18 protein-coding genes are annotated in these 26,577 nt (G+C 65.9%); 7 read left to right on the top strand and 11 right to left on the bottom strand.

What is annotated here, in order from left to right:
• Positions 1-37: 37 nt before the first annotated feature.
• Together AC3ITW_RS10065 and AC3ITW_RS10060 are read right to left on the bottom strand one after the other, a co-directional pair.
• Complete coding sequence (locus tag AC3ITW_RS10065; protein ID WP_008267153.1) at positions 38-436, bottom strand: type II toxin-antitoxin system VapC family toxin; 399 nt, start codon at positions 434-436, stop codon at positions 38-40.
• Between the two features lie 6 nt (positions 437-442).
• Positions 443-667, bottom strand: coding sequence for an AbrB/MazE/SpoVT family DNA-binding domain-containing protein (locus tag AC3ITW_RS10060; protein WP_006364928.1), 225 nt, complete (start codon positions 665-667; stop codon positions 443-445).
• Between the two features lie 301 nt (positions 668-968).
• Between AC3ITW_RS10060 and acnA the strand changes: the two genes are divergently transcribed.
• Positions 969-3,722 carry an aconitate hydratase AcnA gene (gene acnA / locus AC3ITW_RS10055; RefSeq protein WP_006364926.1) on the top strand — a complete coding sequence of 918 codons (2,754 nt, stop codon included), beginning with the start codon at positions 969-971 and terminating at the stop codon, positions 3,720-3,722.
• 110 nt (positions 3,723-3,832) lie between these two features.
• On the opposite strand, the gene AC3ITW_RS10050 is transcribed toward acnA, so the two are convergent.
• Entirely contained in the window at positions 3,833-5,383 is a 1,551-nt protein-coding gene (locus tag AC3ITW_RS10050; protein ID WP_065723202.1) for a BCCT family transporter, read from the bottom strand.
• Positions 5,384-5,553: 170 nt separating this feature from the next.
• Between AC3ITW_RS10050 and betI the strand changes: the two genes are divergently transcribed.
• From betI to rpfF, 5 genes are all read left to right on the top strand, one after another.
• Complete coding sequence (gene betI / locus AC3ITW_RS10045; protein WP_006364695.1) at positions 5,554-6,144, top strand: transcriptional regulator BetI; 591 nt, start codon at positions 5,554-5,556, stop codon at positions 6,142-6,144.
• Positions 6,145-6,182: 38 nt separating this feature from the next.
• A complete protein-coding gene (betB, locus tag AC3ITW_RS10040) occupies positions 6,183-7,655 on the top strand; it encodes a betaine-aldehyde dehydrogenase (protein WP_489390301.1) in 1,473 nt (490 codons plus the stop codon).
• A gap of 102 nt (positions 7,656-7,757) precedes the next feature.
• The gene (gene betA, locus AC3ITW_RS10035) at positions 7,758-9,440 is read left to right on the top strand and encodes a choline dehydrogenase (RefSeq protein ID WP_489390300.1); all 1,683 of its coding nucleotides are present in this window, start codon (positions 7,758-7,760) and stop codon (positions 9,438-9,440) included.
• 222 nt (positions 9,441-9,662) lie between these two features.
• Positions 9,663-11,339: a long-chain fatty acid--CoA ligase gene (locus AC3ITW_RS10030; protein ID WP_006364565.1), complete on the top strand. Its 1,677-nt coding sequence runs from the start codon at positions 9,663-9,665 to the stop codon at positions 11,337-11,339.
• A 201-nt stretch (positions 11,340-11,540) separates the two neighbouring features.
• Positions 11,541-12,410: a diffusible signal factor synthase RpfF gene (gene rpfF / locus AC3ITW_RS10025; RefSeq protein ID WP_485616583.1), complete on the top strand. Its 870-nt coding sequence runs from the start codon at positions 11,541-11,543 to the stop codon at positions 12,408-12,410.
• A 12-nt stretch (positions 12,411-12,422) separates the two neighbouring features.
• On the opposite strand, the gene AC3ITW_RS10020 is transcribed toward rpfF, so the two are convergent.
• The 8 genes from AC3ITW_RS10020 to AC3ITW_RS09985 form a co-directional block, all read right to left on the bottom strand.
• Positions 12,423-15,146 (bottom strand): response regulator, encoded by a 2,724-nt coding sequence (locus AC3ITW_RS10020; protein ID WP_489390299.1) that lies wholly within the window; start codon positions 15,144-15,146, stop codon positions 12,423-12,425.
• A 1-nt stretch (position 15,147) separates the two neighbouring features.
• On the bottom strand, positions 15,148-16,287 hold the full coding sequence (gene rpfG, locus AC3ITW_RS10015) for a cyclic di-GMP phosphodiesterase response regulator RpfG (RefSeq protein WP_006364528.1): 1,140 nt from the start codon (positions 16,285-16,287) through the stop codon (positions 15,148-15,150).
• A 205-nt stretch (positions 16,288-16,492) separates the two neighbouring features.
• On the bottom strand, positions 16,493-18,004 hold the full coding sequence (gene lysS / locus AC3ITW_RS10010) for a lysine--tRNA ligase (RefSeq protein WP_049461174.1): 1,512 nt from the start codon (positions 18,002-18,004) through the stop codon (positions 16,493-16,495).
• A 273-nt stretch (positions 18,005-18,277) separates the two neighbouring features.
• Positions 18,278-19,918, bottom strand: coding sequence for an acetolactate synthase large subunit (locus tag AC3ITW_RS10005; RefSeq protein WP_012510938.1), 1,641 nt, complete (start codon positions 19,916-19,918; stop codon positions 18,278-18,280).
• Between the two features lie 63 nt (positions 19,919-19,981).
• Positions 19,982-21,367 (bottom strand): NAD-dependent succinate-semialdehyde dehydrogenase, encoded by a 1,386-nt coding sequence (locus tag AC3ITW_RS10000; RefSeq protein ID WP_489390298.1) that lies wholly within the window; start codon positions 21,365-21,367, stop codon positions 19,982-19,984.
• A gap of 721 nt (positions 21,368-22,088) precedes the next feature.
• Positions 22,089-22,871, bottom strand: coding sequence for a helix-turn-helix transcriptional regulator (locus tag AC3ITW_RS09995; RefSeq protein ID WP_489390297.1), 783 nt, complete (start codon positions 22,869-22,871; stop codon positions 22,089-22,091).
• 154 nt (positions 22,872-23,025) lie between these two features.
• A protein-coding gene (gene prfB / locus AC3ITW_RS09990) for a peptide chain release factor 2 (protein WP_012510936.1) occupies positions 23,026-24,151 on the bottom strand; the annotation gives its coding sequence in 2 pieces (ribosomal slippage) (positions 23,026-24,075 and positions 24,077-24,151; 1,125 coding nt in all).
• 161 nt (positions 24,152-24,312) lie between these two features.
• The gene (locus AC3ITW_RS09985; RefSeq protein WP_489390296.1) at positions 24,313-25,215 is read right to left on the bottom strand and encodes a LytTR family DNA-binding domain-containing protein; all 903 of its coding nucleotides are present in this window, start codon (positions 25,213-25,215) and stop codon (positions 24,313-24,315) included.
• 134 nt (positions 25,216-25,349) lie between these two features.
• Between AC3ITW_RS09985 and AC3ITW_RS09980 the strand changes: the two genes are divergently transcribed.
• A complete protein-coding gene (locus tag AC3ITW_RS09980) occupies positions 25,350-26,558 on the top strand; it encodes an acyltransferase family protein (protein ID WP_489390295.1) in 1,209 nt (402 codons plus the stop codon).
• Positions 26,559-26,577: the final 19 nt, after the last annotated feature.

Below are 26,577 nucleotides of genomic sequence, written 5' to 3'. Positions count from 1 at the left end.
CAACTCCCGGGTAATGCGTAGGTTGAAAAAAGTGGGCTCAGGCTTGCGGCACGATCAGCTTCAGGCCCTTGAAGTAGTCGCGGTAAAACGTATCGTTCCAGGTGATCAGGCCATCGCACTGCAGCAGTGCGTGGGCGCCGACCATGAATTCATCCAGGCTCCGGCGGCTGCCGCTGCGCTGGCGGTGACGGCGGTGCATCTCGCCGGCGCGCAGCGCCGACTTGGCTTCCATCGGGTTGAAGTGAACGCCCATTTCTTCCAGCGCTTCGAGCACCTCGGCGCCGCCGCGCAGCGATGCGCAGACCTCGGCCAGGGTCGCGCCACAGACCACCACGCGGCCACCGACCAGGCTCTGCCTGAGGATGGCTTCCACGGCATCGGCCTGCGGACCATTGCTGAGCAGCTCGACCAGCACCGGTGAATCAACGGCGATCATCACGGCTTATTCCTCGTCGCGCACCGAACGCACGGCGGCGTCGGACGATTCGAAGCCGTCCAGCGCGAACTTGCCGCGCGCCCGTGAAATGGCATCGTCAACACTCTTGCGCAGGATGATGCGGCTGCCATCCAGTTCGACCTTCAGCAGCGTGCCCTTGGTCAGGCCGAGGGCATCACGCACCGCCTTGGGCAGGGTGATCTGTCCGCGTTCTGCAACAGTGGCTTCCATCAGTAGGCCCTCCAGAGTATGCACAAATTATACATACTTCCCCGGGCATACTTCCACCCTGAACAGGACCGGCACCCCGCCAGCCCTTGCCTCGCAAAGGATCGGCCACAAACGTGACATACGCCATACACCTTCCCCTGTAGTCTGGAACCGATGCCGCAGGCCGGACCCGGCCCGGGTGAATCCATTCAGTTTGGGGTTCATACTGGGAGGACCGGGGCCACCAGGCCCGCGGCGACCGCAAGCAGGCCCGTCCACGCACGGGCCAGAGCAAGCCATCCGCAAGAAGGAGTTACCCCGCATGAGCGATTCGTTCTCCACCCGCAGCCAGCTGAACGTCGGCGGCAAGACCTACGACTACTTCAGCCTGCCCACGCTGGGCCAGCGCTTCGATATCTCCCACCTGCCCTACTCGATGAAGATCCTGCTGGAGAACCTGCTCCGGCACGAGGATGGCGGCGTCACCGTCGGCAAGGACCACATCGAAGCCGTGGCCCGCTGGAACCCGGCGGCCGAGCCGGACACCGAGATCGCCTTCATGCCGGCGCGCGTGGTCCTGCAGGACTTCACCGGCGTGCCCTGCGTGGTCGACCTGGCCGCGATGCGTGACGCGGTGGTCAAGCTCGGCGGCTCGCCGGAGCAGATCAACCCGCAGATTCCCTCCGAACTGGTCATCGACCACTCGGTGCAGGTCGATGTGTTCGGCAAGCCCGATGCGCTGGACCTCAACGGCAAGATCGAATTCCAGCGCAACCAGGAACGCTACGGCTTCCTGCGCTGGGGCCAGAAGGCCTTCGACAACTTCAAGGTGGTGCCGCCGAACACCGGCATCGTCCACCAGGTGAACCTGGAAAACCTGGCCCGCGTGGTCATGACCGCGGACAAGGATGGCAAGGCGGTTGCCTACCCGGATACCGTGTTCGGCACCGACAGCCACACCACCATGATCAACGGCATCGGTGTGCTCGGCTGGGGCGTGGGCGGCATCGAAGCGGAGGCGGCCATGCTCGGCCAGCCGTCCTCGATGCTGATCCCGCAGGTGGTCGGCTTCAAGCTGACCGGCAAGCTGCCCGAGGGCGCCACCGCCACCGACCTGGTGCTGACCGTCACCCAGATGCTGCGCAAGCTCGGCGTGGTCGGCAAGTTCGTGGAATTCTTCGGCGAGGGCCTGCAGCACCTGCCGCTGGCCGACCGCGCCACCATCGGCAACATGGCCCCCGAATACGGCGCCACCTGCGGCATCTTCCCGATCGATCACGAATCACTGAACTACCTGCGCCTGTCCGGCCGCAGCGAAGAGCAGATCGACCTGGTCGAAGCCTACGCCAAGGCCCAGGGCCTGTGGCACGACGCCAACAGTCCGCATGCGCAGTACAGCACCACACTGGAACTGGACATGGGCACGGTGAAGCCGTCGCTGGCCGGCCCGAAGCGTCCGCAGGACCGCGTGCTGCTGGAAGACGTGCAGAAGAACTACCGCGAGGCGCTGGTCGGCCTGACCACCAACCGCGACAAGCGCAGCGACGATGTCTCCTCGTTCGTCAACGAAGGTGGTGGCGCCGCGGTCGGCAACGAACAGCTGGCCAAGGGGTACGCCGACATCGAAACCGAAGGCCGCAAGGTCCGCCTGAAGGATGGTGCAGTGGTCATCGCTGCCATCACCTCGTGCACCAACACCTCCAACCCGGCGGTGATGATCGGTGCTGGCCTGCTGGCCCGCAACGCGGCCGCCAAGGGCCTGAACCGCCAGCCGTGGGTGAAGACCTCGCTCGGCCCAGGCTCGCGCGTAGTCACCGATTACCTGGAAAAGGCCGGCGTGCTGAAGGAGCTGGAGAAGATCGGCTTCTACGTGGTCGGCTACGGCTGCACCACCTGCATCGGCAACTCCGGCCCGCTGCCGACCGAAGTCAGCGCCGGCATCGCCACCGGCGACCTGGTGGTCACCTCGGTGCTGTCCGGCAACCGCAATTTCGAGGGCCGCGTGCACCCCGAAGTGAAGATGAACTACCTGGCCAGCCCGCCGCTGGTGGTGGCCTACGCCATCGCCGGCACCACCGACATCGACCTGACCACCCAGCCGCTCGGTACCGGCAGCGATGGCCAGCCGGTGTTCCTGCGTGACATCTGGCCGAGCAACAAGGAAATCGGCGACGTCATCGCTGCCACCATCGGCCCGGAGATGTTCAAGCAGAACTACGCCGATGTGTTCAAGGGTGACACCCGCTGGAACACCATCGCTTCTCCGGACGGCAACCTGTACGAGTGGAGCGATGCCTCCACCTACATCAAGAACCCGCCGTACTTCGATGGCATGACCATGCAGACCGGCAGCATCGACGACGTGCACGGCGCGCGCGTGATGGGCCTGTTCGGCGATTCGATCACCACCGACCACATCTCCCCGGCCGGCAACATCAAGAAGGATTCACCTGCCGGCCGTTTCCTGCAGGAACGCGGCGTGCAGCCGGCCGACTTCAACAGCTACGGCAGCCGCCGCGGCAACGATGACGTGATGGTCCGCGGCACGTTCGCCAACATCCGCATCAAGAACCTGATGTTCGGTGGCGAGGAAGGCGGCAACACCCTGTACTACCCGGCCGGCGGCGGCCAGCCGGAGAAGCTGGCGATCTACGATGCGGCCATGAAGTACAAGGCCGACAAGGTGCCGCTGGTGGTGCTGGCCGGCAAGGAATACGGCACCGGCTCGTCGCGTGACTGGGCGGCCAAGGGCACCCTGCTGCTGGGGGTGAAGGCGGTCATCGCCGAAAGCTTCGAGCGCATCCACCGCTCCAACCTGGTCGGCATGGGCGTGCTGCCGCTGCAGTTCCGCAACGGCGAGAACGCACAGAGCCTGGGACTGGACGGTTCGGAAGTGATCGACATCACCGGCCTGCAGGACGGTGCCAGCAAGCGTGCCACCGTCACCGCGACCAAGGCCGATGGCACCAGGAAGACCTTCGAGGTTTCGGTGATGCTGCTGACCCCGAAGGAAGTGGAGTACTTCCGTCATGGTGGCCTGCTGCAGTACGTGCTGCGCCAGCTGGCAGCCAAGTAACTGGTAGCGCCGGGCCATGCCCGGCGGATCCCGGAAGCAAACGCAAAGGGCCGGATCCTCACAGATCCGGCCCTTTGCTTTCGCGTTTGCCGGGCAGGGCCCGGCGCTATCTACCGACGCGGTGCGTCCGGGTCGGTGCGCAGCGCCTTCAGCAGGCCCCACATGTAGAACGCCAGGGTGAACGAGAACGGCAGGCCGCACAGCACCACCGCCGTCTGCATCGCACTGAAGTTGCCGGCCAGCAGCAGACCGACGCTGGCCACGGTGATGCCGGCCGCCCAGAACACGCGCAGCCAGATCGGCGCGTCATGGCCGTCTTCCACGCCATCGTCAACGCGACGGGTGCACAGGTTGGCGATCATCAGCGTGCCCGAATCGACCGGGGTCAGGAACAGCACGAAGCCGATCACCACCGCGGCACCGGCCACGTACGGCGCGCCGGGCAGGTATTCCAGCAGCTTGAACAGCGTCATCGCCGCATCGTGCTGGGCCACATCACCCAGGATCGCCTGGCCGTGATTGAGCACCAGGTCGATGGCGGTATTGCCGAAGATCGACAGCCACGCCAGGGTGAAGCCGAGCGGGATCAGCAGCACGCCCATGATCACTTCACGGATGGTGCGGCCACGCGAGATGCGCGCCACGAAAAGACCCACGAACGGCGCCCAGGCGATCCACCACGCCCAGTAGAACAGCGTCCACGAGCCCATCCACTCACGGCCCTTCGGGTCGTTGAGGTACATGTCGAAGCTCTTGCGCACGAACGCGCCGAGGTAATCGCCGGTGTTCTGGATCAGGCCGTCGAACAGGTGCAGGGTCGGGCCAGTGACCAGCACGAACAGCAGCAGGCCACACAGCAGGCGCACGTTGAGGTTGGACAACCAGGCAATGCCCTTCTCCACGCCCGCCACCACGCCGATGGTGGCCACCACCATCATCACCAGCACGATCGCCACCAGCACCTGCGGCGTATCCGGAATGTGGAACAGGTAGACCAGGCCGGACTGCACCACCAGCGCGCCGATGCCGAGGTTGGTGACCATCGAGATCAGCGTGGCGAGGATGCCGAAGCCATCGACCATGTCGCCGATGCGGCCATGGATGCGCTCACCGAAGATCGGGTACAGCGCCGAGCGCAGCGCCAGCGGCAGGTTCCGGCGGTAGGCGAAGTAACCCAGCGCCACGCCGACCAGGGCGTACAGCGCCCAGCCGTGCAGACCCCAATGCAGGAAGGTGAGCACCATCGCCTCGCGGCCCGCTGCCACCGTTCCGCCGGGCTGCCCGGGCGGATTGAGGAAGTGGTCCAGCGGCTCGTACGCGCCGTAGTACAGCAGCGCGATGCCGATGCCGGCCGAGAACAGCATCGAGACCCAGGCCACGTAACCGAAGGCTGGTGATTCCTCGTTGTGGCCCAGGCGGATGCGGCCGTACGGCGAGAACGCCAGCCACAGCACGAAGCCCAGGCACAGCACGATCAGCAGCATGTACCACCAGCCGAACGCCGCCGAGACCTCGGCCTGCGCCCATTGCAGCCAGTGCTCGCTGCCTTCGGGATAGAGAACGGTGAGCAGCCCGAGGATGCCGATCGACACCGAGGAACTGAAGAAGACAAAACGGTTCAAGCGCAGGGGCGAACGCTTGGGATGAGCCAGGGAAGACATGGGGTCGTCTCATCAAGTCCGAGGGAGCACATGGGCGGGGCCGGACCGGTAAACCGGGCCCATGGCGTGGGGCGCGAGCGCATCCTAGGGTTTATTGATTGAACGTTCAATCAATAAAAAGCATAATGATCGGCAGCCCGATCCTTCGGGTCGCAATCCGTGGAGAGACAATGCCGAAGAAAGGCGTGGAACCGGTACGGCGCGAGCAGCTGATCCGGGCCACTTTCCAGACCATCGACGAGATCGGCATGGCCGATGCGACCGTCGCCACCATCGCGAAGAAGGCCGGGCTGTCCAGCGGCATCGTCGCCCATTACTTCGGCGACAAGGACGGCCTGCTCAATGCTGCAATGCGGCAGATCCTGCGCGAACTGAAGGAGGCGGTCGCCCGCTACCGCGCCGACGTCGGCGACGACCCGCGCGACCAGCTGCGCGCCATCGTCGACGGCAACTTCGACGACAGCCAGATCAACGGCACCGCGATGCGCGTCTGGCTGACCTTCTGGGCCGCCAGCATGCACCAGCCGGAACTGGCCCGGCTGCAGCGCGCCAACGACCAGCGCCTGTTCTCCAACCTGTGCCACCAGTTCAACCGCCTGCTGCCCCACCCGCAGGCCCGCCTGGCCGCCCGTGGCCTGGCCGCGATGATCGACGGCCTGTGGCTGCGCGGCAGCCTGGTCGGCGGCCAGTTCAATGCCGAGAAGTCCCGGCGCATCGCTTACGGCTACATCGACTTCCAGTTGCAGGCTGTCGCGCTATAAGCGTTGCAGCACCCGCCCCCTTCCAAGGAGTACGCCCCATGACCACCCTGCCCGTCCAACAGCTCTACATCCACGGCCAGCGCGTCGATGCCACCAGCGGCAAGACCTTCAAGACCGTGAACCCGGCCACCGGTGACGTGATCGCTGAAGTGCAGGTTGCCAGCCAGGCCGACGTCGAGCGCGCCGTGCAGAGCGCGGCTGAAGGCCAGAAGGTGTGGGCGGCGATGACTGCCATGGAGCGTTCGCGCATCCTGCGCCGCGCCGTCGAGATCCTGCGCCAGCGCAACGACGAACTGGCGCACCTGGAAACCCTGGACACCGGCAAGGCGCTGGCCGAAACCACCACCGTGGACATCGTCACCGGCGCCGACGTGGTCGAGTACTACGCCGGCCTGGCCACCGCCATCGAAGGCATCCAGCTGCCGCTGCGCGAATCGAGCTTCTTCTACACCCGCCGCGAGCCGCTGGGCGTGGTCGCCGGCATCGGCGCCTGGAACTACCCGATCCAGATCGCCATGTGGAAGTCGGCCCCGGCCCTGGCCGCCGGCAACGCGATGGTGTTCAAGCCGTCCGAAGTGACCCCGCTGACCGCAATCCGCCTGGCCGAGATCTACACCGAAGCCGGTGTGCCGGCCGGCGTGTTCAACGTCGTGCAGGGCCCGGGTCGCGAGATCGGCCAGTGGCTGACCGAGCACCCGGTGATCGAAAAGATCTCCTTCACCGGCGGCGTCGCCACCGGCAAGAAGGTCATGGCCAGCGCCGCGTCCTCGTCGCTGAAGGAAGTGACCATGGAGCTGGGCGGCAAGTCGCCGCTGGTGATCTGCGATGACGCCGACCTCGACCGCGCCGCCGACATCGCGGTGATGGCCAATTTCTTCAGCTCCGGCCAGGTCTGCACCAACGGCACCCGCGTGTTCGTGCCGCGCAGCATGCTGGCCGCGTTCGAAGCCGCCGTGGTCGAGCGCGTCAAGCGCATCCGCATCGGCGACCCGATGGCCGCCGAGACCAACTTCGGTCCGCTCACCAGCTTCCCGCACATGGAAAACGTGCTGCGCTACATCGAAAGCGGCAAGGCCGAAGGCGCCCGCCTGCTGACCGGCGGCGGCCGTGCCACCGAAGGCGCGCTGGCCAACGGTGCCTACGTGCTGCCGACCGTGTTCTCCGACTGCCGCGATGACATGACCATCGTCAAGGAAGAGATCTTCGGGCCGGTGATGAGCATCCTTGCCTACGACGACGAAGACGAAGTGGTGCGTCGTGCCAACGACACCACCTTCGGCCTCGCCGCCGGCGTGGTCAGCAAGGACGTCAGCCGCGCCCACCGCATCATCCACCGCCTGGAAGCCGGCATCTGCTGGATCAACACCTGGGGCGAATCGCCGGCCGAAATGCCGGTTGGCGGTTACAAGGAATCCGGCGTCGGCCGTGAGAACGGCCTCTCCACCCTCGGCCACTACACCCGCATCAAGTCGGTGCAGGTGGAACTGGGCGACTACGCCAGCGTGTTCTGACCGGCGCGCCTCCGGGCGCGCCCCACGTCCGGCCATCGTGCCGATCCGACATTCCGCCGGGACGCCTGCATGCAGCGCGCCCCGGCCTGCAGGAGAGCAACCATGAGCACCCATAACGAGTACGACTACATCATCATCGGCGCCGGTTCGGCCGGCAACGTGCTGGCCACCCGCCTCACCGAAGATGCCGATGTCAGCGTGCTGCTGCTGGAAGCCGGTGGCCCGGACTACCGGCTCGACTTCCGTACCCAGATGCCGGCGGCACTGGCCTTCCCGCTGCAGGGCAAGCGCTACAACTGGGCGTACAAGACCGATCCCGAGCCCTTCATGAACAACCGCCGCATGGACTGCGGCCGTGGCAAGGGGCTGGGTGGCTCGTCGCTGATCAACGGCATGTGCTACATCCGCGGCAACGCGATGGACTACGACAACTGGGCCGGCATGCCGGGCCTGGAAGACTGGACCTACCTGGACTGCCTGCCGTACTTCCGCAAGGCCGAAACCCGTGACATCGGCCCCAACGACTACCACGGTGGCGAAGGCCCGCTGCGCGTGACCACGCCCAAGGCCGGCAACAACGAGCTGTTCGCTGCGATGGTCGAGGCCGGCGTGCAGGCCGGCTACCCGCGCACCGACGACCTCAACGGCTACCAGCAGGAAGGCTTCGGCCCGATGGACCGCACGGTGACCCCGAAGGGCCGTCGTTCCAGCACCGCCCGTGGCTACCTGGACCTGGCCAAGCCGCGCCCGAACCTGACCATCGTCACCCACGCGCTGACCGACCGCATCCTGTTCTCGGGCAAGCGTGCGGTGGGCGTGCAGTGGCTGCACAACGACCAGCCGCAGCGTGCCACCGCCCGCCGCGAAGTGCTGCTGTGCGGCGGCGCCATCGCTTCGCCGCAGATCCTGCAGCGCTCGGGCGTCGGCCCGGCCGACCTGCTGCGCAGCCTGGACATCGACCTGGTGCACCACCTGCCGGGCGTCGGCGCCAACCTGCAGGACCACCTTGAGATGTACCTGCAGTACGAGTGCAAGAAGCCGGTCTCGCTGGCACCGGCACTGAAGCTCTACAACCAGCCGGCGATCGGCGCCGAGTGGCTGTTCCTTGGCACCGGCATCGGCGCCAGCAACCAGTTCGAGGCCGGTGGCTTCATCCGCAGCGATACCGAGTTCGACTGGCCGAACCTGCAGTACCACTTCCTGCCGGTGGCGATCAATTACAACGGCTCCAACCCGATCAAGGCGCACAGCTTCCAGATGCACGTCGGTTCGATGCGTTCGCCCAGCCGCGGCCGCATCCACGTGCGTTCGAAGGATCCGCGCGAACATCCCAGCATCCTGTTCAACTACATGTCGCACGACCAGGACTGGCGCGAGTTCCGTGCCGCGATCCGGATCACCCGCGAGATCTTCGCGCAGCCGGCGCTGGCGCCGTACAGCGGCCGCGAGATCTCCCCGGGCAGTGCGCTGCAGACCGATGCGCAGATCGACGCGTTCGTGCGCGAGCATGCCGAGACCGCCTACCACCCGTCGTGCTCGAACAAGATGGGCCACGCCGATGATCCGATGGCGGTGGTCGACGGCCAGGGCCGCGTGCACGGCCTGGAAGGCCTGCGCATCGTCGATGCCTCGATCATGCCGCAGGTGGTGACCGGCAATCTCAACGCGCCGACCATCATGATCGCCGAGAAGCTGGCCGACGTGATCCGCGGCCGTACCCCGCTGGCCCGCAGCACCGCGCCGTACTACAAGGCCAACGGCGCACCGGTACGTAAGCAGGGCTGACGCAAGCGCCCCGCTTGGGGCCACGGTAGTGCCGGCCGCTGGCCGGCATCCACCGGAATCCCGATCGAGCGCAGATGCCGGCCAGCGGCCGGCACTACCAAGCAAAGAGGCCCCTCGGGGCCTCTTCGCGTTTTCCCTACGGCGGGGTATGCTGCAATGAACGGCCATTGTCGATACGCTCAGGGCCGTAACCTAAATCATCACGATTCCTGGAGGGGGAATATGAGTCTGGATCGTCCCTGGCTGCAGAGCTATCCGAAAGGCGTTCCCGCCGAAATCGACGTCAACGAATTCCATTCGGTAGCCTCGGTCTTCGACGCCTCCGTCGCGAAATTCCGCGACCGTCCCGCCTACTCCAGCTTCGGCAAGGTCATCACCTACGGCGAGACCGACACGCTGGTCAACCAGTTCGCGGCCTACCTGCTGGGCGAGCTCAAGCTCAAGAAGGGTGACCGCGTCGCCCTGATGATGCCCAACTGCCTGCAGTACCCGGTGGCCACCTTCGGCGTGCTGCGCGCCGGCCTGACCGTGGTCAACGTCAATCCGCTGTACACCGCGCGCGAACTCAGGCACCAGCTGGTCGACGCCGGCGTCAGCGCGCTGGTGGTGGTCGACAACTTCGGCGACACCGTCGAGCAGGTCATCGCCGATACGCCGGTCAAGCACGTGATCACCACCGGCCTGGGCGACCTGCTCGGCGCCAAGGGCGCGATCGTCAACTTCGTGCTGAAGTACGTCAAGAAGATGGTGCCCAACTACCACATCAAGGGCGCGATCCGCTTCAAGCAGGCGCTCAAGCTGGGCAGCCGGCACACGCTTCCGGCGGTCGAGATCGACCATGACGACATCGCCTTCCTGCAGTACACCGGTGGCACCACCGGCGTGGCCAAGGGCGCGATGCTGACCAACCGCAACCTGATCGCCAACATGCAGCAGGCGTCTGCGTGGCTGTCCACCTCGGGCATCGAGCCGGGCAAGGAAGTGATCATCACCGCTCTGCCGCTGTACCACATCTTCGCGTTGACCGCGAACGGCCTGGTCTTCATGAAGTTCGGTGGCTGCAACCACCTGATCACCAACCCGCGCGACATGAAGGGCTTCGTCAAGGAGCTCAAGGGCACCCGCTTCACCGCCATCACCGGCGTCAACACGCTGTTCAACGGCCTGCTCAACACCCCGGGCTTCGACGAGATCGACTTCTCCTCGGTCAAGTTCACCCTGGGTGGCGGCATGGCGGTGCAGCGCGCCGTGGCCGAACGCTGGAAGAAGACCACCGGGGTGACCCTGGTCGAGGCCTATGGCCTGACCGAAACCTCGCCGGCGGCCTGCATCAACCCGCTCACCCTGCCCGAGTACAACGGCTCGATCGGCCTGCCGATCCCGTCCACGGATGCCTGCATCAAGGACGACAACGGCAACATCCTGCCGCTGGGTGAAGTGGGCGAACTGTGCATCAAGGGCCCGCAGGTGATGAAGGGCTACTGGCAGCGGCCGGAAGAGACCGCCACCGCCATTGACGCCGACGGCTGGCTGCACACCGGCGACATGGCCAGGATGGATGAGCAGGGCTTCTTCTACATCGTCGACCGCAAGAAGGACATGATCCTGGTGTCCGGCTTCAACGTGTACCCGAACGAGGTAGAGGACGTCATCGCGATGATGCCGGGCGTGCTGGAAGTGGCCGCGGTCGGCGTCCCGGATGAAAAATCCGGCGAGGTGGTGAAGGTTGTGATCGTGAAGAAAGACCCGAACCTGACCGCCGAAATGGTCAAGGAACATGCGCGGGCAAACCTGACCGGTTACAAGCACCCCAGAATCGTAGAATTCCGAAAAGAGCTGCCGAAGACCAACGTCGGCAAGATTCTCCGTCGCGAGCTGCGTGATACGCCCGCCCCGTAAGGGTTTCCGGGCAAGCGAGCAGAACAGGGACCCCGCCGGCAACGGCGGGGTCTTTTTATTACCGGAACATGGCCGGCACAGCGCTTGCGGGCGGTTCACGACGGGTGCATAGAATCAGTCGCCGCCGCACGTTCAGCTCGCCTCCCCTCACTCCTCTCCGTCCGCTCTGCGGTTGGCCGGACGGTCACACGGAGAACTCCCATGTCTGCAGTACGCCCCATCATCACCCGCCCCTCGCTGCACCCTACCCTGCGCATTACCGAAGAGCCCGAGCGGGATGTCTACTGGATCCACATGCATGCCAACCTGGTCAACCAGCCGGGCCGGCCCTGCTTCGCCTCGCGCCTGGTCGATGACATCGTCGACTACCAGCGCGAACTGGGCGAACGCCTCAGCGCCTCGCACGTCCTGTCACCCCATGTCGTCTTGGCCTCGGACAGTGACGTGTTCAACCTGGGTGGTGACCTCGAGCTGTTCTGCCGGCTGATCCGCGAAGGCGACCGCGCCCGCCTGCTCGACTATGCCCAGCGCTGCGTACGCGGCGTGCACGCCTTCCATGCCGGGCTCGGTGCACGTGCGCACAGCATCGCCCTGGTCCAGGGCAATGCACTGGGCGGCGGCTTCGAAGCTGCGCTGAGCTGCCACACCATCGTCGCCGAGGAAGGCGTGCTGATGGGCCTGCCGGAGGTGCTGTTCGACCTGTTCCCCGGCATGGGCGCCTACTCCTTCCTGTGCCAGCGCATCAGCCCGCGCCTGGCCGAGAAGATCATGCTGGAAGGCAACCTCTACACCGCCAGCCAGCTCAAGGAGATGGGGCTGGTCGACATCGTGGTGCCGGTCGGCCAAGGCGTTGCCGCGGTCGAACAGGTGATCAAGGACAGCCGGCGGATCCCGCATGCCTGGGCCGCGATGCGCGAGGTCAACGAGATCGCCAGCATGGTGCCGTTGCACGAAATGATGCGGATCACCGAGATCTGGGTGGATACCGCCATGCAGCTCGGCGAGAAGTCCCTGCGTACCATGGACCGGCTGGTGCGGGCACAGGCCCGGCGCAATGGCGACCCGGCCTGACAGCGCGGCGGTTCAGGACGGGCTGCGCTCGCTGTCGTCACGGCGCGCGATGTCCGCGCTGCGGGCGGCCAGTGCATTCCTGCCGAGGCGCAGGGCGGTGGCAAGACTGCCGAGGCGGGTCACCCACTCGCCCTTCAACTGCCAGTCCGCCATGCGCATGATCTCGCCACTGGAGGCGGCAACCTGGACCAGCCCCAGGTTGCTCGCCACCCCGCGCAGGGCGTGGGCGTGCTCGCGGAAGTCCTCCCAGGCCTGGCCTTCACCGCAGGCCTGCAGCTGGCCCATGCTCGCGTCGACATCCACCAGGCACTGGTCGATGAACTTGCGTTCGAAGCCATCGCCCATACCCAGCGACGCCAGCTCGTCCAGCACCGCGGTATCGAGCACGCCATCGCCAACCGGCAATGCCGGCACCGACTGGATGCCGGACTCGGCGCGGGTGTTGGCGGCGACATCGGCCAGCACTTCCAGCAGACGGGTGGCCACCACGGGCTTGGCAAGGAAGGCGCGGGCACCGGCCTGCTCGCAACGCAGGATGGACTCGGGGGTGACGTCCGCGCTCAGCACCATGACCGGAACGTAAGGCATGCCACTGGCCTGCATCACCCGCAACTGCTTGAGCAGGTCCAGTCCGCTCATGCCGGGCATGTGCAGATCGACGATCGCTGCGTCGTAACCGGCCTGCTCCAACGCATCGAGCACTTCGGCGCCGCCATTGACGCAGGTGACCTTGTGGCCGGCCTTCTCCAGCAACCGCTGCAGCACCATGCGGTTGGCTTCGTGGTCGTCGGCCACCAGCACGCGCAGGCTGCGCACCCGGGCACGATGACGCAGGAAGGGATTGGAAAATGCGATGACATTGCCGGCTTCAGCCACCTCGGACGGAACCGCCGGGGCTGATGAGGTCTCTGCCACGTCCAGCGTGATCTCGACCCAGAACACGCTGCCGCGCGGGCTGTTCGGCGCATAACCGACCTGCCCGCCCATCGACTCGACCAGGCCCTTGGCAATTGCGGTGCCCAGACCGGTGCCTTCATGGCGGCGGGCCAGGCCGACATCGCCCTGCTCGAAGGCATTGAACAGCCGGCCGCGCAGCGCCACCGGTACGCCGATGCCGCTGTCGACGATCTCGAATCGCAGGCGCATCCGCTCGCTACCCAGCACATCGGGGCTGGACACGCGCAGATGCACGTAGCCGCTGTCGGTGAACTTGACCGCGTTACCCATCAGATTGAGCAGGATCTGCTGCAGATGACCGGCATCACCCAGCAGGCGCGGCGGCACGTTGTCATCCACCTGCACGCGATAGTCCAGCGATTTGGAGCGGGTCTGCGGGGTCAGGATCAGGTTGATCGCCTGCAGCACGTCGGCCAGCGCGAACTCGTGCCACTCCACGCGCACCTTGCCCGCCTCGATCGCGGAGATATCCAGCACCTCCTCCACCAGCGCCAGCAGGCTGCGGGTCGAGGCCTGGATGGTGTTCAGGCACTCGCGCTGCTCGTCGTCCAGGCGGGTGGTGGCCAGCACTTCGGTCATGCCGGCCAGCCCGTTCAACGGCGTGCGGAACTCATGGCTCATGTTGGCCAGGAAACGGCTCTTGGCTTCGTTGGCCTGGCGCGCCTCTGCCACCGCCCGGGTCAAGGCATGCAGCAGCGAATCGAAGTACAGCGGAATCGCGCCCAGGCCCAGCAGCAGGCCCCAGCCCAGATAGTCGTGGCCGCGCCAGTACGGCGACAGCATCACCGTGCACAGGAAGGCCAGGCAGCCCATGGCCGTGGCCACGCGCAGGTAGGTGCTGCCGTAGCGCATGCCGTTGCCGATCGTGACCCACAGCATCACCGCATACAGCGGTGCCGCCGGCTCACCCTGGATGGTCATGATCCAGGCCATGCAGGTGTAATCGGTCAGCATGCCGATCACCCGGCGCACATGCGACGCGCCGGGATTGACCAGGATCGCCGCCAGCAGGCCGGCGGAAATGGTCAGCTCGAAGGCCAGGATCAACCAGGTCGTGGTCAGCGCTTCGCCACCGCCGCTCAGCGAACGCCAGCCCAGGTAGCTGATGAACAGCGCGGTGATGACGATGCGGATCAGGTTCTGCGCGTGCTCGCTGTCCTCGCGCCCGGACAGGCGCTGCTTGAAGCGGGCCAGCAACGAGCGGTTGGGGGAGGCAGCGGCGGGGGTCGTATCCATGGTCGGATGTCGCATCCTTCGGCGCAGCAGGGACGAGCAGCACAACGGCACCGCCAGCAGTCCCAGCCACAGGGAAAAGGCCAGGCCCAGGTTGGCCTGCCAGTAAGGGGTCATCAACACGGTCGTACCGAAACTGGCCATCGCCAGCACGATGGCCGCAGCCAGGTAGCGCGAGCCGAACCGCAGGCCATTGCCGACCGTCACCCACATCACCACCGCATACACCCAGGCCAGCGGCTCGCCCATCTGGATCATGCCGATGGCGATCAAGCCGTAGTCGGCCAGCATCCCGGCGACCCGGCGCGGATCGGAGCGCTCCGGCTTCCACAGCAGCCAACCGAACAGCAGCAGCGAAAGCCCCAATCCGGTCAGCACCGTCGCCAGCACGCCCTGGTACTGCTCCAGACGGTGGAGGCGTGCTCCGGACAGCAGCACATAGACCAGGATCAGCGAGATCAGCGCCACCCGCACGATCGCCTGGCCATGCTCCGAATCCGGACGCTGCGCCAACCGGCGCTTCACGCGTGCGAACAGGTCCTGCATGTCACCCACCCGGTCGCGTCGATGCCGTCGAGTGCTGGGCGCAGATATCCATCAACTGCTGGTGACCGCGCATCAGCGCATCCACGCAGCGCGGGTCGAACAGTCGGCCACGCTGGGCGTACAGATAGGCCAGTGTGGCTTCCATGGTCCATGCTTCCTTGTACGGACGGGGCGAAATCAGGGCATCAAAAACGTCGGCAACGGCGACGATGCGCGCTTCCAGCGGAATCGCCTCGCCGACCAGGCCATCAGGATAGCCGCTGCCGTCATACCGCTCGTGGTGACGCAGCGCGATCAGCGCACCAACCTGGATGAAGCGATTCTGGCTACCGCTGAGCAGCTCGTGCCCGATGCGCGGGTGCCGGCGCATGATCGCCAGCTCCTCGTCGTTGAGCTTGCCCTGCTTGAGCAGCACTGCATCGGGAATGGCGATCTTGCCCATGTCATGCAGCGGCGCGGCCATCTCGATCAGGCGCACGTCGTCTTCGGGCAGGCCCAGCTGCTCGGCGATCAGCCCCGCCACGCGCGCCATGCGTTCGAGGTAGGCACTGGTGCCGGCATCACGGAACTCGATCGCCCGTGCCAACCGCGACAGGGTCTCGCGCTCGCGTTCCTCGACCTCGTGCATGCTGGCCAGCAAGCGCTGCTCCAGCGACAACGCGCGTTGCTTCACGTTCTCGGTCTGCTGGCGCAGCTGCAACAGGTTGTAGCAGCGCGCGCGCAGTTCGCGCGGACGGATGGGCTTGACCAGGAAGTCGATGACCCCCGCTTCCAGCGCCGCCTGACGGATCGGCTCGTCGCCGACCACGGTGATCAGGATCACCGGAATGTCGCGATGCTTGGGCAGGCGACGGAAACGGCGGGCGAACTCCAGCCCGTCCATTTCCGGCATGCGGTAATCGAGCAGCAGCAGGTCGACCGGATGCGCCTCGCACCAGGCCAATGCGGTCAGCGGATCACCGAAGTCATACACGCTCAGTTCCGGCGCGATATCTTCGATGACGTGACGCAGCATCGTCCGGGCGGACGTCTGGTCGTCAACAATGACGATGTTCAACGCGTACTCTGCCTGGTTTCTCGACCATGCTGGATCATCAGCAGGCGAGGATACCCTGCCGCTGCGAACGCTCGCACCCTGCATCGGCCTGACTCCCGTGTCATGCGTCCCGGTTCATGATCGTCATCACATTGTGAAGCGGACTCTCCACAATGCGCACTCCCCCTGGCGCCGATCAAGCCACAACAGACGTCAAGGTAGTGCATTAACGATACGCCGAGTGCGGGAGGCGTCAATCGCGCCGTCTCATTTCGCGACGGCGCGCACAAACAGGAGTCAAAAAGACGACTTACTGCTCCGGACGCATGTACGGGAACAGCAGCACGTCACGGATCGAGCTGCTGCCAGTCAGCAGCATCACCAGGCGATCGACGCCGATGCCGAGGCCGCCGGTCGGTGCCATGCCGTACTCCAGCGCACGGATGTAGTCGGCGTCGTAGTGCATGGCCTCGTCATCGCCGCCTTCCTTCGCCGCCACCTGGGCCTGGAAACGCTGGGCCTGGTCTTCCGGGTCGTTCAGCTCGGAGAAGCCATTGGCCAGCTCCTTGCCGTTGACGAACAGCTCGAAGCGGTCGGTGTAGCCCGGATCGTTGTCGTTGGCACGGGCCAGCGGCGAGACCTCCACCGGATGGTCGGTGATGAAGGTCGGCTGGATCAGGGTGTGCTCGACCGTGGCCTCGAAGATCTCCAGCAGCAGCTTGCCCCAGCCGTAGGACGGCTTGACGCGGATCTTCAAGCGCTCGCAATGGCGCAGCAGTGCATCGCGGTCGGTGCAGTCGGCAGCGGAGATTTCCGGGTTGTGGTGGCGGACCGCCTCATCCATGCGCCAGCGGCGGAACGCCGGGCCCAGGTCGATCTTCGCGCCATCCCACTCCACTTCGGTGGAACCGTTGACGGTCGTGGCCACGTCACGGATCACGCCTTCGGTCAGGTCCATGATCTCGTTGTACGTGGCATAGGCCTCGTACAGCTCCATCATGGTGAATTCCGGGTTGTGGCGGGTGCTGACGCCTTCATTGCGGAAGTTGCGGTTGATCTCGTACACGCGCTCCAGGCCACCCACGGTCAGGCGCTTGAGGTACAGCTCCGGCGCCACGCGCAGGTACAGGTCCAGGTCCAGCGCATTGTGGTGGGTGGTGAACGGCTTGGCCGCCGCGCCGCCGGGGATGTAATGCATCATCGGCGTTTCGACTTCGAGGAAGTCGCGGTTGTCCAGCCACGCGCGCATGGCGCGGATGATCTTCGAGCGCTTGATGAACACCGCGCGCGACTCCGGGGTCACGATCAGGTCGACATAGCGCTGGCGGTAGCGCTGCTCGACGTCGGCCAGGCCATGCCACTTGTCCGGCAGCGGGCGCAGCGACTTGGTCAGCAGGCGGATCGATTCGGCCTTGACCGACAGCTCGCCGGTCTTGGTACGGGTCAGGCCGCCTTCGACGGCGATGATGTCGCCCACGTCCCAGCCCTTGAAGGCGGTATAGGCATCGCCCAGCACCGTGCCCTGCAGGAACAGCTGGATGCGGCCGGACTCGTCCTGGATCTGCGCGAAACTGGCCTTGCCCATGATGCGCTTGGCCATCAGGCGGCCCGCCATCTTCACCTGGCGGCCGTTGCCTTCCAGGGCCTCAGCGGTCCACTGCTCGGCGTCGGCGAATTCTTCCTGCAGGCGGCCGGCGAAGTCCTCGCGACGGAAGTCGTTCGGGTACGCGATGCCCTGCCCACGCAGCGTTTTGAGTTTCTCGCGGCGCTCGGCGATCAACTTGTTTTCGTCAACGGGGGGGGTATCGGTAGCTTCGCTCATGGATCTGCGGGAATCGTGTAGTGAGGGGGGATGTTGCGCCCGGCACAGCCGGTTGCCCAGCATACCAAAACCGCCCCGCCCCAGCCCTGGGCCGGCGCCCTGCCCTGGTGGTCGCCAACCTTGGTTGGCGCTTTTCCGTGGCCTATGTATGCGGTCCGCCATCCACGCATGGCGTGGATCTACCGTCCGCCAACGCGGTAGCGCCGGGCCATGCCCGGCGGACAGGTCGCAGAAATCCGCCGGGCATGGCCCGGCGCTACCAACCACCTGTTTCTACCCGTTCCCCGGGAACGCCTGACGCAGCTCGTCCACCAGCACCCGCTGGTTCTCCGAGTAGTCGATCGGCACCGATACCAGGTGCACCCCACCCTCGTTGAACGCCGCCTCCAGCGTCGGGATGAACTGCTCGATGGCCGTCACCTCATGCCCCTTGCAGCCATAGGCTTCCGCATACTTCACGAAATCCGGGTTACTGAAGGTCATGCCGTAGTCGGTGAAGCCATCCACCGCCTGCTTCCAGCGGATCATCCCGTAGGCGCCATCGTTGAGGATCAGCACCACCAGGTTCAGGCCCAGCCGGCGCGCGGTCTCCAGCTCCTGGCTGTTCATCATGAAACCGCCATCGCCGCACACCGCCAGCACCCGCCGCTGCGGGTACAGGATCGAGGCCATGATCGCCGACGGCAGGCCCGCGCCCATCGTCGCCAGCGCGTTGTCCAGCAGCAGCGTATTGGCCACCTGGGTGCGGTAATTGCGCGCAAACCAGATCTTGTACATGCCGTTGTCCAGCGCCACGATGCCGTCCGGCGGCATCACCTGGCGCACGTCGTGCACCAGCCGCTGCGGGGTGAATCCAGCTTCCTCGGCACGGTCAGCCAGGTGTTCTAGAATGGTCGCGCGCAGTGGCAGCAGCGCGTCGGCGTTCGGCACTGCACCTTCGATACGGTCGGCCAGCTGGGTCAGCGAACGGCCGATGTCACCGATCACTTCCACCTGCGGGAAGTACACCTGCTCCACCGCCGCCTGCGAATAGCCGATATGGATCACGGTCGGCCCACCCGGGCGCATCACGAACGGCGGTTTCTCGGTGACCTCATGGCCGATGGTCACGATCACGTCGGCCTGGTCGATGGCCATATGCACGTAGTCACGCTCGGTCAACGCGGCGGTGCCCATGTACAGGCCCGAGCCACCGGCCACCGCCCCCTTGCCCATCTGCGTGGTGAAGAACGGAATACCCGCGCGCAACACGAAGGCCGACAACGCTTCGCTGGACTGCGGCCGCGACGCCGCCGAGGCGATCATCAGCAGCGGGCGCTTGGCATTGCGGATGATCTCCGCCGCGCGGTCCAGTGCTTCCGGACTGGCAATGGGACGATCCACCGCGTGCGGCGGAATCAGCGCTACGTCCCCGACCTCATCGGCCGCGATGTCTTCGGGCAGCTCCAGCAGCACCGGGCCCGGGCGCTCTTCCAGCGCGGTACGGAATGCCTCGCGGACGATGGTCGGAATGGTGCGCGCCGAGACGATCTGCCGCGCCTGCTTGGTCAGCGGCTTCATCGTGCTGACGATATCGACAATCTGGAAACGCGCCTGCTTGCTGGCGACGATGCCCTTCTGGCCAGTGATCATGATCACCGGCCACGCACCCAGCAGCGCGTACGCGGCGCCGGTGGTGAAGTTGAGCGCGCCCGGGCCGAGCGTGGCCAGGCACACACCCGGCTTCCCGGTCAGGCGGCCGTAGGTGGCTGCCATGAACACCGCCGCCTGTTCGTGGCGGGTGATGACCAGCTCGATGCTGGAATGGCGGAGTGATTCGACCACGTCGAGGTTCTCCTCGCCGGGGATGCCGAAAATACGCTCGACGCCTTCGTTCTCAAGCGCGGCGACAAGCAGATCTGAACCCTTGGACATTGGAATGCCGTCCTTTTCGCTGGACTGATGATGGATCGTTGCAGGAAGGATGAAAGCTGCGCGTCAACGCTTGTCGAACCACACCGTCTGCGCGTTGACGAATTCGCGGATGCCGAAGTGCGAGAGCTCGCGGCCGAAGCCGCTCTTCTTCACGCCGCCGATCGGCACGCGCGGATCGGACGCGGAGAAGCCGTTGACGAACACGCCGCCGGTCTGCAGCCGGCGCGCCAGCTGCATGGCACGGGCGCGGTCGCCACTCCACAGGTTGCCGCTGAGGCCGAACTCGCTCTGGTTGGCCAGTTCCACCGCATGGTCGGCGTCGCGGGCGCGGCTGATCGAGGCCACCGGCCCGAACGTTTCGGTGTCGAAGGCCTGCATGCCTGGCTCAACCCCGGCCAGCACGGTGGGTGCATAGAACGCACCCGGACGATCCAGCTGGTGACCGCCGACCAGCAGCTGCGCACCGGCGTCGACCGAAGCACGTACCTGCGCGTCGAGCTGCTCCAGCAGATCCTGGCGCGCCATCGGGCCGATGCGGTTCGCCGGGTCGCGGCCGTCGCCAATGGTCAGTGCCTGCACCTTCTGGCAGAACTGCGCCACGAAACGATCGTAGACCGCGTCTTCGACGATGATGCGCTTGCCGGCGATGCAGACCTGGCCGGTGTTCTGGAAGCGCGAGGCCACCGCCGCTTCGACGGCAGCGTCCAGATCGGCGTCGGCCAGCACGATGAACGGGTCCGAGCCGCCCAGTTCCAGCACCACCTTTTTCAGCGCCTGCCCGGCCTGGGCGGCGATGCTGCGGCCGGCGGCCACGCTGCCAGTCAGGGTCACCGCCGCGATGCGGTCATCGGCAATGGCACGACTGGTGCCTTCGCGGCTGATGTTGGCGGCAATGAAGGTACCGTCCGGCAGACCGGCATCACGCCACGCCGCGTCGAGCAGCTGCGCGGTACCGACGATGTTCTCGGCCGGCTTCAGCAGGAAGCCGTTGCCGCCCATCAGGATCGGCACCGCCGCGCGCATCACCTGCCAGTATGGGAAGTTCCACGGCATGATGCCCAGCACCACGCCCAGCGGCAGGTAGGACACGTAAGCCTTGTCGTCGGGCACCTGGGTCGGTTCGTCGCGCAGGAACTGCGCACCGTTGTCGGCGTACCAGTCGCACAGCACGGCGCACTTCTCGATCTCGGCCAGCGATTCGGCCTGCACCTTGCCCATCTCGGCGGTGGCCAGCGCGGCCAGCTTTTCACGGTCACGGCGCAGTACGGCAGCCATCGCGCGCAGCACCTCCGCCCGCTGTTCGAGGCTCCTGGCGCTCCAGGCCGCGAAGCCGGCCTGGCCGCGGTCAAGGATCGCTTCCAGTTCGGCGTCGGTGGCGAAGGGATGGCTGGCGATCTGCTGGCCAGTGGCCGGATCGCGGGAAATGGCGGTGGTGGGGGCAGCGGACATGCAGGTCTCCTGGTGTCTCGACAACGGGCGGTGGCCCGTCTCCTGCACAGGAATGTGGACCCGATGGGCGGGCACAACAAGGCGTCTGCTTATCCTGTGACCTGCACTTACCTGCCTGAATGGGGTGGGTTGTCCTGGCAGGGCTGCGCCCTGCACCCGCAGAGGCTTCAAACCAAGGCAACGGCAACAGCGTGCATTCCGCGAGATGGCGGGGTGGGTCCGGTTGCGGGGGACGGCGTGAATACATCCATGTAGCCTCGGTCGCGCCATCCATGGCGCTCACGCCCCCGCAACCGGACCCACCCCGCCTTCGACAATTTCCCGCGATCTGTCGGAAATGCTCTTGGGGTCAGATCCGTTTTCCTACGGAAAACGGATCTGACCCCGGAATTTCTTTCGATATCTGACAGATGTATCGGCCAAGGTCGACACCTACCAACAACCGCGCGAAATCTGTCTGAGGTGGGGTGGTGTGGGTTGGCAGGACCGTTGGCGCCATGGGCCCGAGGCATGCCTCGGGCGGGTTGGGCAGGACGCCCAACCCCGGTCTTGCCGTGTGCGCAGGACAGCGCACACGAGCAAGGCGCCATCGAGCCCCCATGGACGGGTTTACGGCGTGTCCTGCCAACCCACACCGCCCCGCCATCCCACGGAATGCCCGCTGTTGCTGCTGCTGTCGCTTCGGCCTCTGTGGGTGCAGGGCGCAGCCCTGCCGACCAACCTACTTCCGCGGCAGGTAGGTCACCAGTGACAGATCGTGGCGGCTCTCCGGCACCAGCGCCACGTACTGCAGGTCCAGCAACCCGCGCGTGGGATGGTTCAGCTTCTTCGCGCCTTCGTCGAACCGGCGCACATCGTGCTCCGGCCACCACTGGCGGAACTCCTCGCTGTGCGCGGCGATGTCCTCGGCCAGCGCGAGGAACGGGGCCTTGTCCGGCGCCTGCGCCATCGCCGCGCGGAAGCCTGCCAGCAGGCCGCGGGTCATTTCTTCCCAGTTGAGGATCAACGTGCGGTACGGCAGGTACAGGAACATCAGCCGCAGCGTGTTGCGCTCGTGCGGCGCAAGCTGGCTGTAATCCACGAACAGCTCGGCGATGGCCGGGTTCCACGCCAGGATGTCGTAGCGGGTATTGCGTACGTAGGCTGGGATCGGCTGCATGGCCTCGACCAGCTGGCGCAGGCCATCAGTCACCGTCTCGTCGGGAGATTCCAGTGGCACGCCGTAGCCAGACAGCGCGAACGCATAAGCACGTTCGTCGTCGCTCATGCGCAGCACCTGCGCCAGCCGCTCCAGTACCTCGGGCGAGGCGCGTACTTCGCGGCCCTGCTCGATCCAGGTGTACCAGCTGACGCTGACGCCGATCGCCAGTGCGACTTCCTCGCGCTTCAGGCCCGGGGTACGCCGGCGCCCGGCCGGCAGGCCGAGCGTGGCGGGGTCGACGCGGGCGCGGCAGGCCTTGAGGAAGCCGCCGAGTTCCTTGCGTTCACTTTCGCTGCGCATCATCGCTACCGCCGTACCTGTTGTAGCGTCGAGCCATGCTCGACGCATCTACTACCGCGCGAACAGCAGCTGAGCATGGCTCAGCTCTACAGTAAAGCCGGTTCAGCCACCCTCGGCGTCACGCACGAGGGCGATGATATCCGCACAGGCACGTCGATCAGGCATCGACGCGCTTGGAGCCCACGGCCAGGCCGGCCTTCAGGCTGGCTTCGACGAACTCGTCCAGGTCGCCGTCGAGCACCTTCTGCGTATCCGAACGCTCGATGCCGGTGCGCAGGTCCTTGATACGGCTCTGGTCGAGCACGTAATTGCGGATCTGGCTGCCCCAGCCGATGTCGGACTTGGTGGCTTCCACGGCGTCCTTTTCGGCGTTGCGCTTCTGGATCTCCAGCTCGTACAGCTTGGCGGCCAGCATCTTCATCGCGTTGTCGCGGTTCTGGTGCTGGCTGCGGCCGGTCTGGCAGGCCACGACGATGTTGGTCGGGATGTGGGTGATACGCACCGCCGACTCGGTCTTGTTCACGTGCTGGCCACCGGCACCGGACGAACGGTACACGTCGGTACGCAGGTCGGCCGGGTTGATGGTGATGTCGATGTTGTCGTCGATTTCCGGCGACACGAACACCGAGGTGAAGCTGGTGTGGCGGCGGTTGTCCGAGTCGAACGGCGACTTGCGCACCAGGCGGTGCACGCCGGTCTCGGTCTTCAGCCAGCCATAGGCATAGTCGCCTTCCACGCGCAGCGTGGCCGACTTGATGCCGGCGACGTCGCCACCGGAGACTTCCATCAGCTCGGTCTTCCAGCCGCGCGATTCACACCAGCGCAGGTACATGCGCAGCAGGATCTCGGCCCAGTCCTGGGCTTCGGTGCCACCGGCACCGGCCTGGATGTCGACAAAGGCAGCAGCGTTGTCCATCTCGCCGGAGAACATGCGCTGGAACTCCAGCTTCTCCACATGCGCCTGATGCTTGTCCAGGTCGGCCACCACGGCCAGTGCGGTGTCCTCGTCCTGCTCGGACTCGGCCAGCTCAAGCAGTTCGGTGGCATCAGCCAGGCCGTCCAGCACCGAGGCGATGCCGCCCACGGTCTTTTCCAGGCTGGAACGCTCGCGGCCCAGGTTCTGGGCGTATTCGGCGTTGTTCCAGACGTCGGGGCTTTCCAGCTCCCGCGTTACTTCTTCAAGACGCTCTTTCTTGGCGTCGTAGTCAAAGATACCCCCGAAGCGACAGCACGCGATCGGTCAGATCGGTGATGCGCTGGCGGACAGGATTCAGTTCGATCATGTCGGCGGTTATGCATTCAAAAGATGACTGGTAATGATACCGCAGGCCGGCGAAACCGGCATGAGGGGGGCCGGCCGGTAGAGTCGACTGCCAGTCGACTGCTCTCCGTTCAGGTTGTGGTGAAGCCCGCGCTGCGCGCGCAGGTCGACTGACAGTCGACTCTACCCCCCGCCCAGCGCCTGCCGCAGCACTGGCAGCTGGCGCCGGCTGCAGGGCACTTTGGCCCCATCGGCCATATGCAGCAGGGCCTCGCCGCCGTCCAGCGGCTCGATCGAGCGCAGCTGGCCGCGATGGATCAGCCAGCTGCGGTGCGGGCGCAGGAACTCGCCCGGGTCCAGCCGCTGTTCCAGTACCGCCATGGTGATCCGCAGCGGGTAGTCGTGGCCGCGTACCCGCAGGTTCACGTAGTTCCCCGCCGCCTGGGCGTACTCCACGTCCGCGGTGGCCACCAGGAATTCCTTGCCCAGCTTGCGAACCAGGAAATGCTGGGGGCGCTCGACCGGCTCCACCGGCGGGCCGACGTCGGGCTCGGTCAGCAGGTGCGCTTCACCCTGCCGCTGGCGGCCGAACCAGGCCACGGCGTGCACGGCAATCACCAGCAGGCTGTAGGTCTGCACGTCCTTGAAGAACTCGTAGAACCACTGCGCCGGCCAGGCGCCATAGGTGTAGTGCTGGCCAATCAGGGCGAAGGCCAGCTTGCGCATCAGCACCATGGCACTGACATGCAACAGCCACCAGGCAACGCCACCCAGCACGTAGAAGCCGATCCGGCGCCGCCAGGTGTCTGCATGCAACGGCCAGCGGTGAGCGGCGGCATGCAGAAGTGCCAGCAGGCCCAGGCTGGCAAGCGCACTGCTGAACTCCTCGATCGACGCCGCAAGGCCCGGGAATGGCTGGGCGTCCCGCAATGCCCGCATCCACTGCGCCAGCACATTGCCCGCAGCGGTACACAGGAACAGCAGCGACCAGAACACTGCAGCCATGCCCGCGCGGTTGGGACGATCTGCAACAAGGGCGGGATCGACCGCCGGATCTCCATTTTCCATGCCGCCATTGTTGCCCATCCGACCCTTTCCGCATCGGCCATTGGTCCCAACAACCCCTCCATTGGACCCCGCAAGGCTGCCATTGCACCCTATCCGCTGGCGACGCTGAGCCTTGCGGCGGAAGGTGAAGCATCCTCCTGACGCCCATCGCCATGCACCGTCGCCACGATCTGGACACCCTGCGCATCGCCGCCTTCGCGTTGCTGATCCTCTACCACGCCGCCATGGCCTATGTGGCCGGCTGGGACTTCCACCTCAAGAGCGCCTACACCGCCGAATGGCTGCAGTGGCCGATGATCGCGCTGAACCGCTGGCGTATGCCGCTGCTGTTTGCCATCAGTGGTATCGCCTTGGGCCTTTCCCTGCCAGACCACGGGCGACTGCAGCACACGCTCCGCCGTAGCTGGCGCCTGCTGCTGCCCCTGGTCTTCGGTATCGTCGCGGCGGCGTCCCTGCAGGCCTACTGCGAGGCCTTGGACAAGGGTGACGTGGCACCGGGGCTGGGCCATTTCCTGTGGCGCTACTGGCAGTTCCGGCCGTGGCCGGGCGCGCACTTCAGTGGTGCCGCCTACGGCTTCACCTGGAATCATCTCTGGTACCTGGCCTACCTTCTGCCCTACACCGTACTGGCAGTCGTGCTGGCCAGCCTGCTCCGACCATTGCGCAGGGCGCTGCCGCGCTGGCAACCCGGTGATCGCCTGCTGGGCACCTTGCTGCTGGTGCTGCCGGTAGCGTGGCTGACCTGGGCACTGCTGGTGCTGATGCCTCGCTGGCCACCCACCCACGCCTTACTGGACGACATATACGTGCACGCCGAATCGCTGCCGCTGTTCTTGGCCGGCTTCCTGGCGGCACGCTGGCAGCGCGGCTGGGATCTGCTGGTGCGCGGGCGTCGCGTGACCCTGACCCTGGCGGCGTTGGGGCTCTGCCTGGAGCTGGGCATCCGCGCACTGGCCCGCCTGCCGCATGTGGGCGATCTGGATGCGTGGGTGCTGGCACTGCCGTGGGCCCAGACCGAACGCGTCGGCCGCGCGTTGTATACGTGGTGCATGCTGCTGACCCTGTTCGGCTGGGCGCGCGTGCTGCTGGACCGTCCCTGGCACGGTCTGAACTACTGCCGCGAAGCTGTGTTCAGTTGGTACATCCTGCATCAGACTGTGCTGATCGTTCTGCTGTACGCGCTGCGCCCGCTGCAGCTGGGCCCGTGGCTGGAACCTGCACTACTGGTGGCTGGCACAATAAGCGCCTGTCTGCTGATCCACGAGCTGCTGATCCGACGTGTGCGCTGGCTGCGCCCGCTGTTCGGCCTGCGCGCCGATCCGCCAGCGTCGCCGATTGCACGCGCCGCAACGGCGCGCTGAGTTCGGTGCCGTTGTAGAG

Source organism: Stenotrophomonas sp. KH_052 (assembly GCF_057838755.1).
Note: the sequence above shows the minus strand (reverse complement) of the source record. Positions and strands in the feature narration are given on the sequence as shown.

Excerpts from the sequence above, each read along its gene's own strand:
- AC3ITW_RS10030 (WP_006364565.1), top strand. The coding sequence starts at position 9,663 with ATGAGTCTGGATCGTCCCTGGCTGCAGAGCTATCCGAAAGGCGTTCCC.
- AC3ITW_RS09985 (WP_489390296.1), bottom strand. The coding sequence starts at position 25,215 with ATGGGCAACAATGGCGGCATGGAAAATGGAGATCCGGCGGTCGATCCC.
- AC3ITW_RS10005 (WP_012510938.1), bottom strand. The coding sequence starts at position 19,918 with ATGTCCAAGGGTTCAGATCTGCTTGTCGCCGCGCTTGAGAACGAAGGC.
- AC3ITW_RS10060 (WP_006364928.1), bottom strand. The coding sequence starts at position 667 with ATGGAAGCCACTGTTGCAGAACGCGGACAGATCACCCTGCCCAAGGCG.
- AC3ITW_RS10050 (WP_065723202.1), bottom strand. The coding sequence starts at position 5,383 with ATGTCTTCCCTGGCTCATCCCAAGCGTTCGCCCCTGCGCTTGAACCGT.
- rpfG (WP_006364528.1), bottom strand. The coding sequence starts at position 16,287 with ATGCAGGGTGCGAGCGTTCGCAGCGGCAGGGTATCCTCGCCTGCTGAT.
- AC3ITW_RS10000 (WP_489390298.1), bottom strand. The coding sequence starts at position 21,367 with ATGTCCGCTGCCCCCACCACCGCCATTTCCCGCGATCCGGCCACTGGC.
- AC3ITW_RS10065 (WP_008267153.1), bottom strand. The coding sequence starts at position 436 with ATGATCGCCGTTGATTCACCGGTGCTGGTCGAGCTGCTCAGCAATGGT.
- betB (WP_489390301.1), top strand. The coding sequence starts at position 6,183 with ATGACCACCCTGCCCGTCCAACAGCTCTACATCCACGGCCAGCGCGTC.
- acnA (WP_006364926.1), top strand. The coding sequence starts at position 969 with ATGAGCGATTCGTTCTCCACCCGCAGCCAGCTGAACGTCGGCGGCAAG.
- AC3ITW_RS09980 (WP_489390295.1), top strand. The coding sequence starts at position 25,350 with ATGCACCGTCGCCACGATCTGGACACCCTGCGCATCGCCGCCTTCGCG.
- AC3ITW_RS09995 (WP_489390297.1), bottom strand. The coding sequence starts at position 22,871 with ATGATGCGCAGCGAAAGTGAACGCAAGGAACTCGGCGGCTTCCTCAAG.
- betA (WP_489390300.1), top strand. The coding sequence starts at position 7,758 with ATGAGCACCCATAACGAGTACGACTACATCATCATCGGCGCCGGTTCG.
- lysS (WP_049461174.1), bottom strand. The coding sequence starts at position 18,004 with ATGAGCGAAGCTACCGATACCCCCCCCGTTGACGAAAACAAGTTGATC.
- rpfF (WP_485616583.1), top strand. The coding sequence starts at position 11,541 with ATGTCTGCAGTACGCCCCATCATCACCCGCCCCTCGCTGCACCCTACC.
- betI (WP_006364695.1), top strand. The coding sequence starts at position 5,554 with ATGCCGAAGAAAGGCGTGGAACCGGTACGGCGCGAGCAGCTGATCCGG.
- AC3ITW_RS10020 (WP_489390299.1), bottom strand. The coding sequence starts at position 15,146 with ATGCAGGACCTGTTCGCACGCGTGAAGCGCCGGTTGGCGCAGCGTCCG.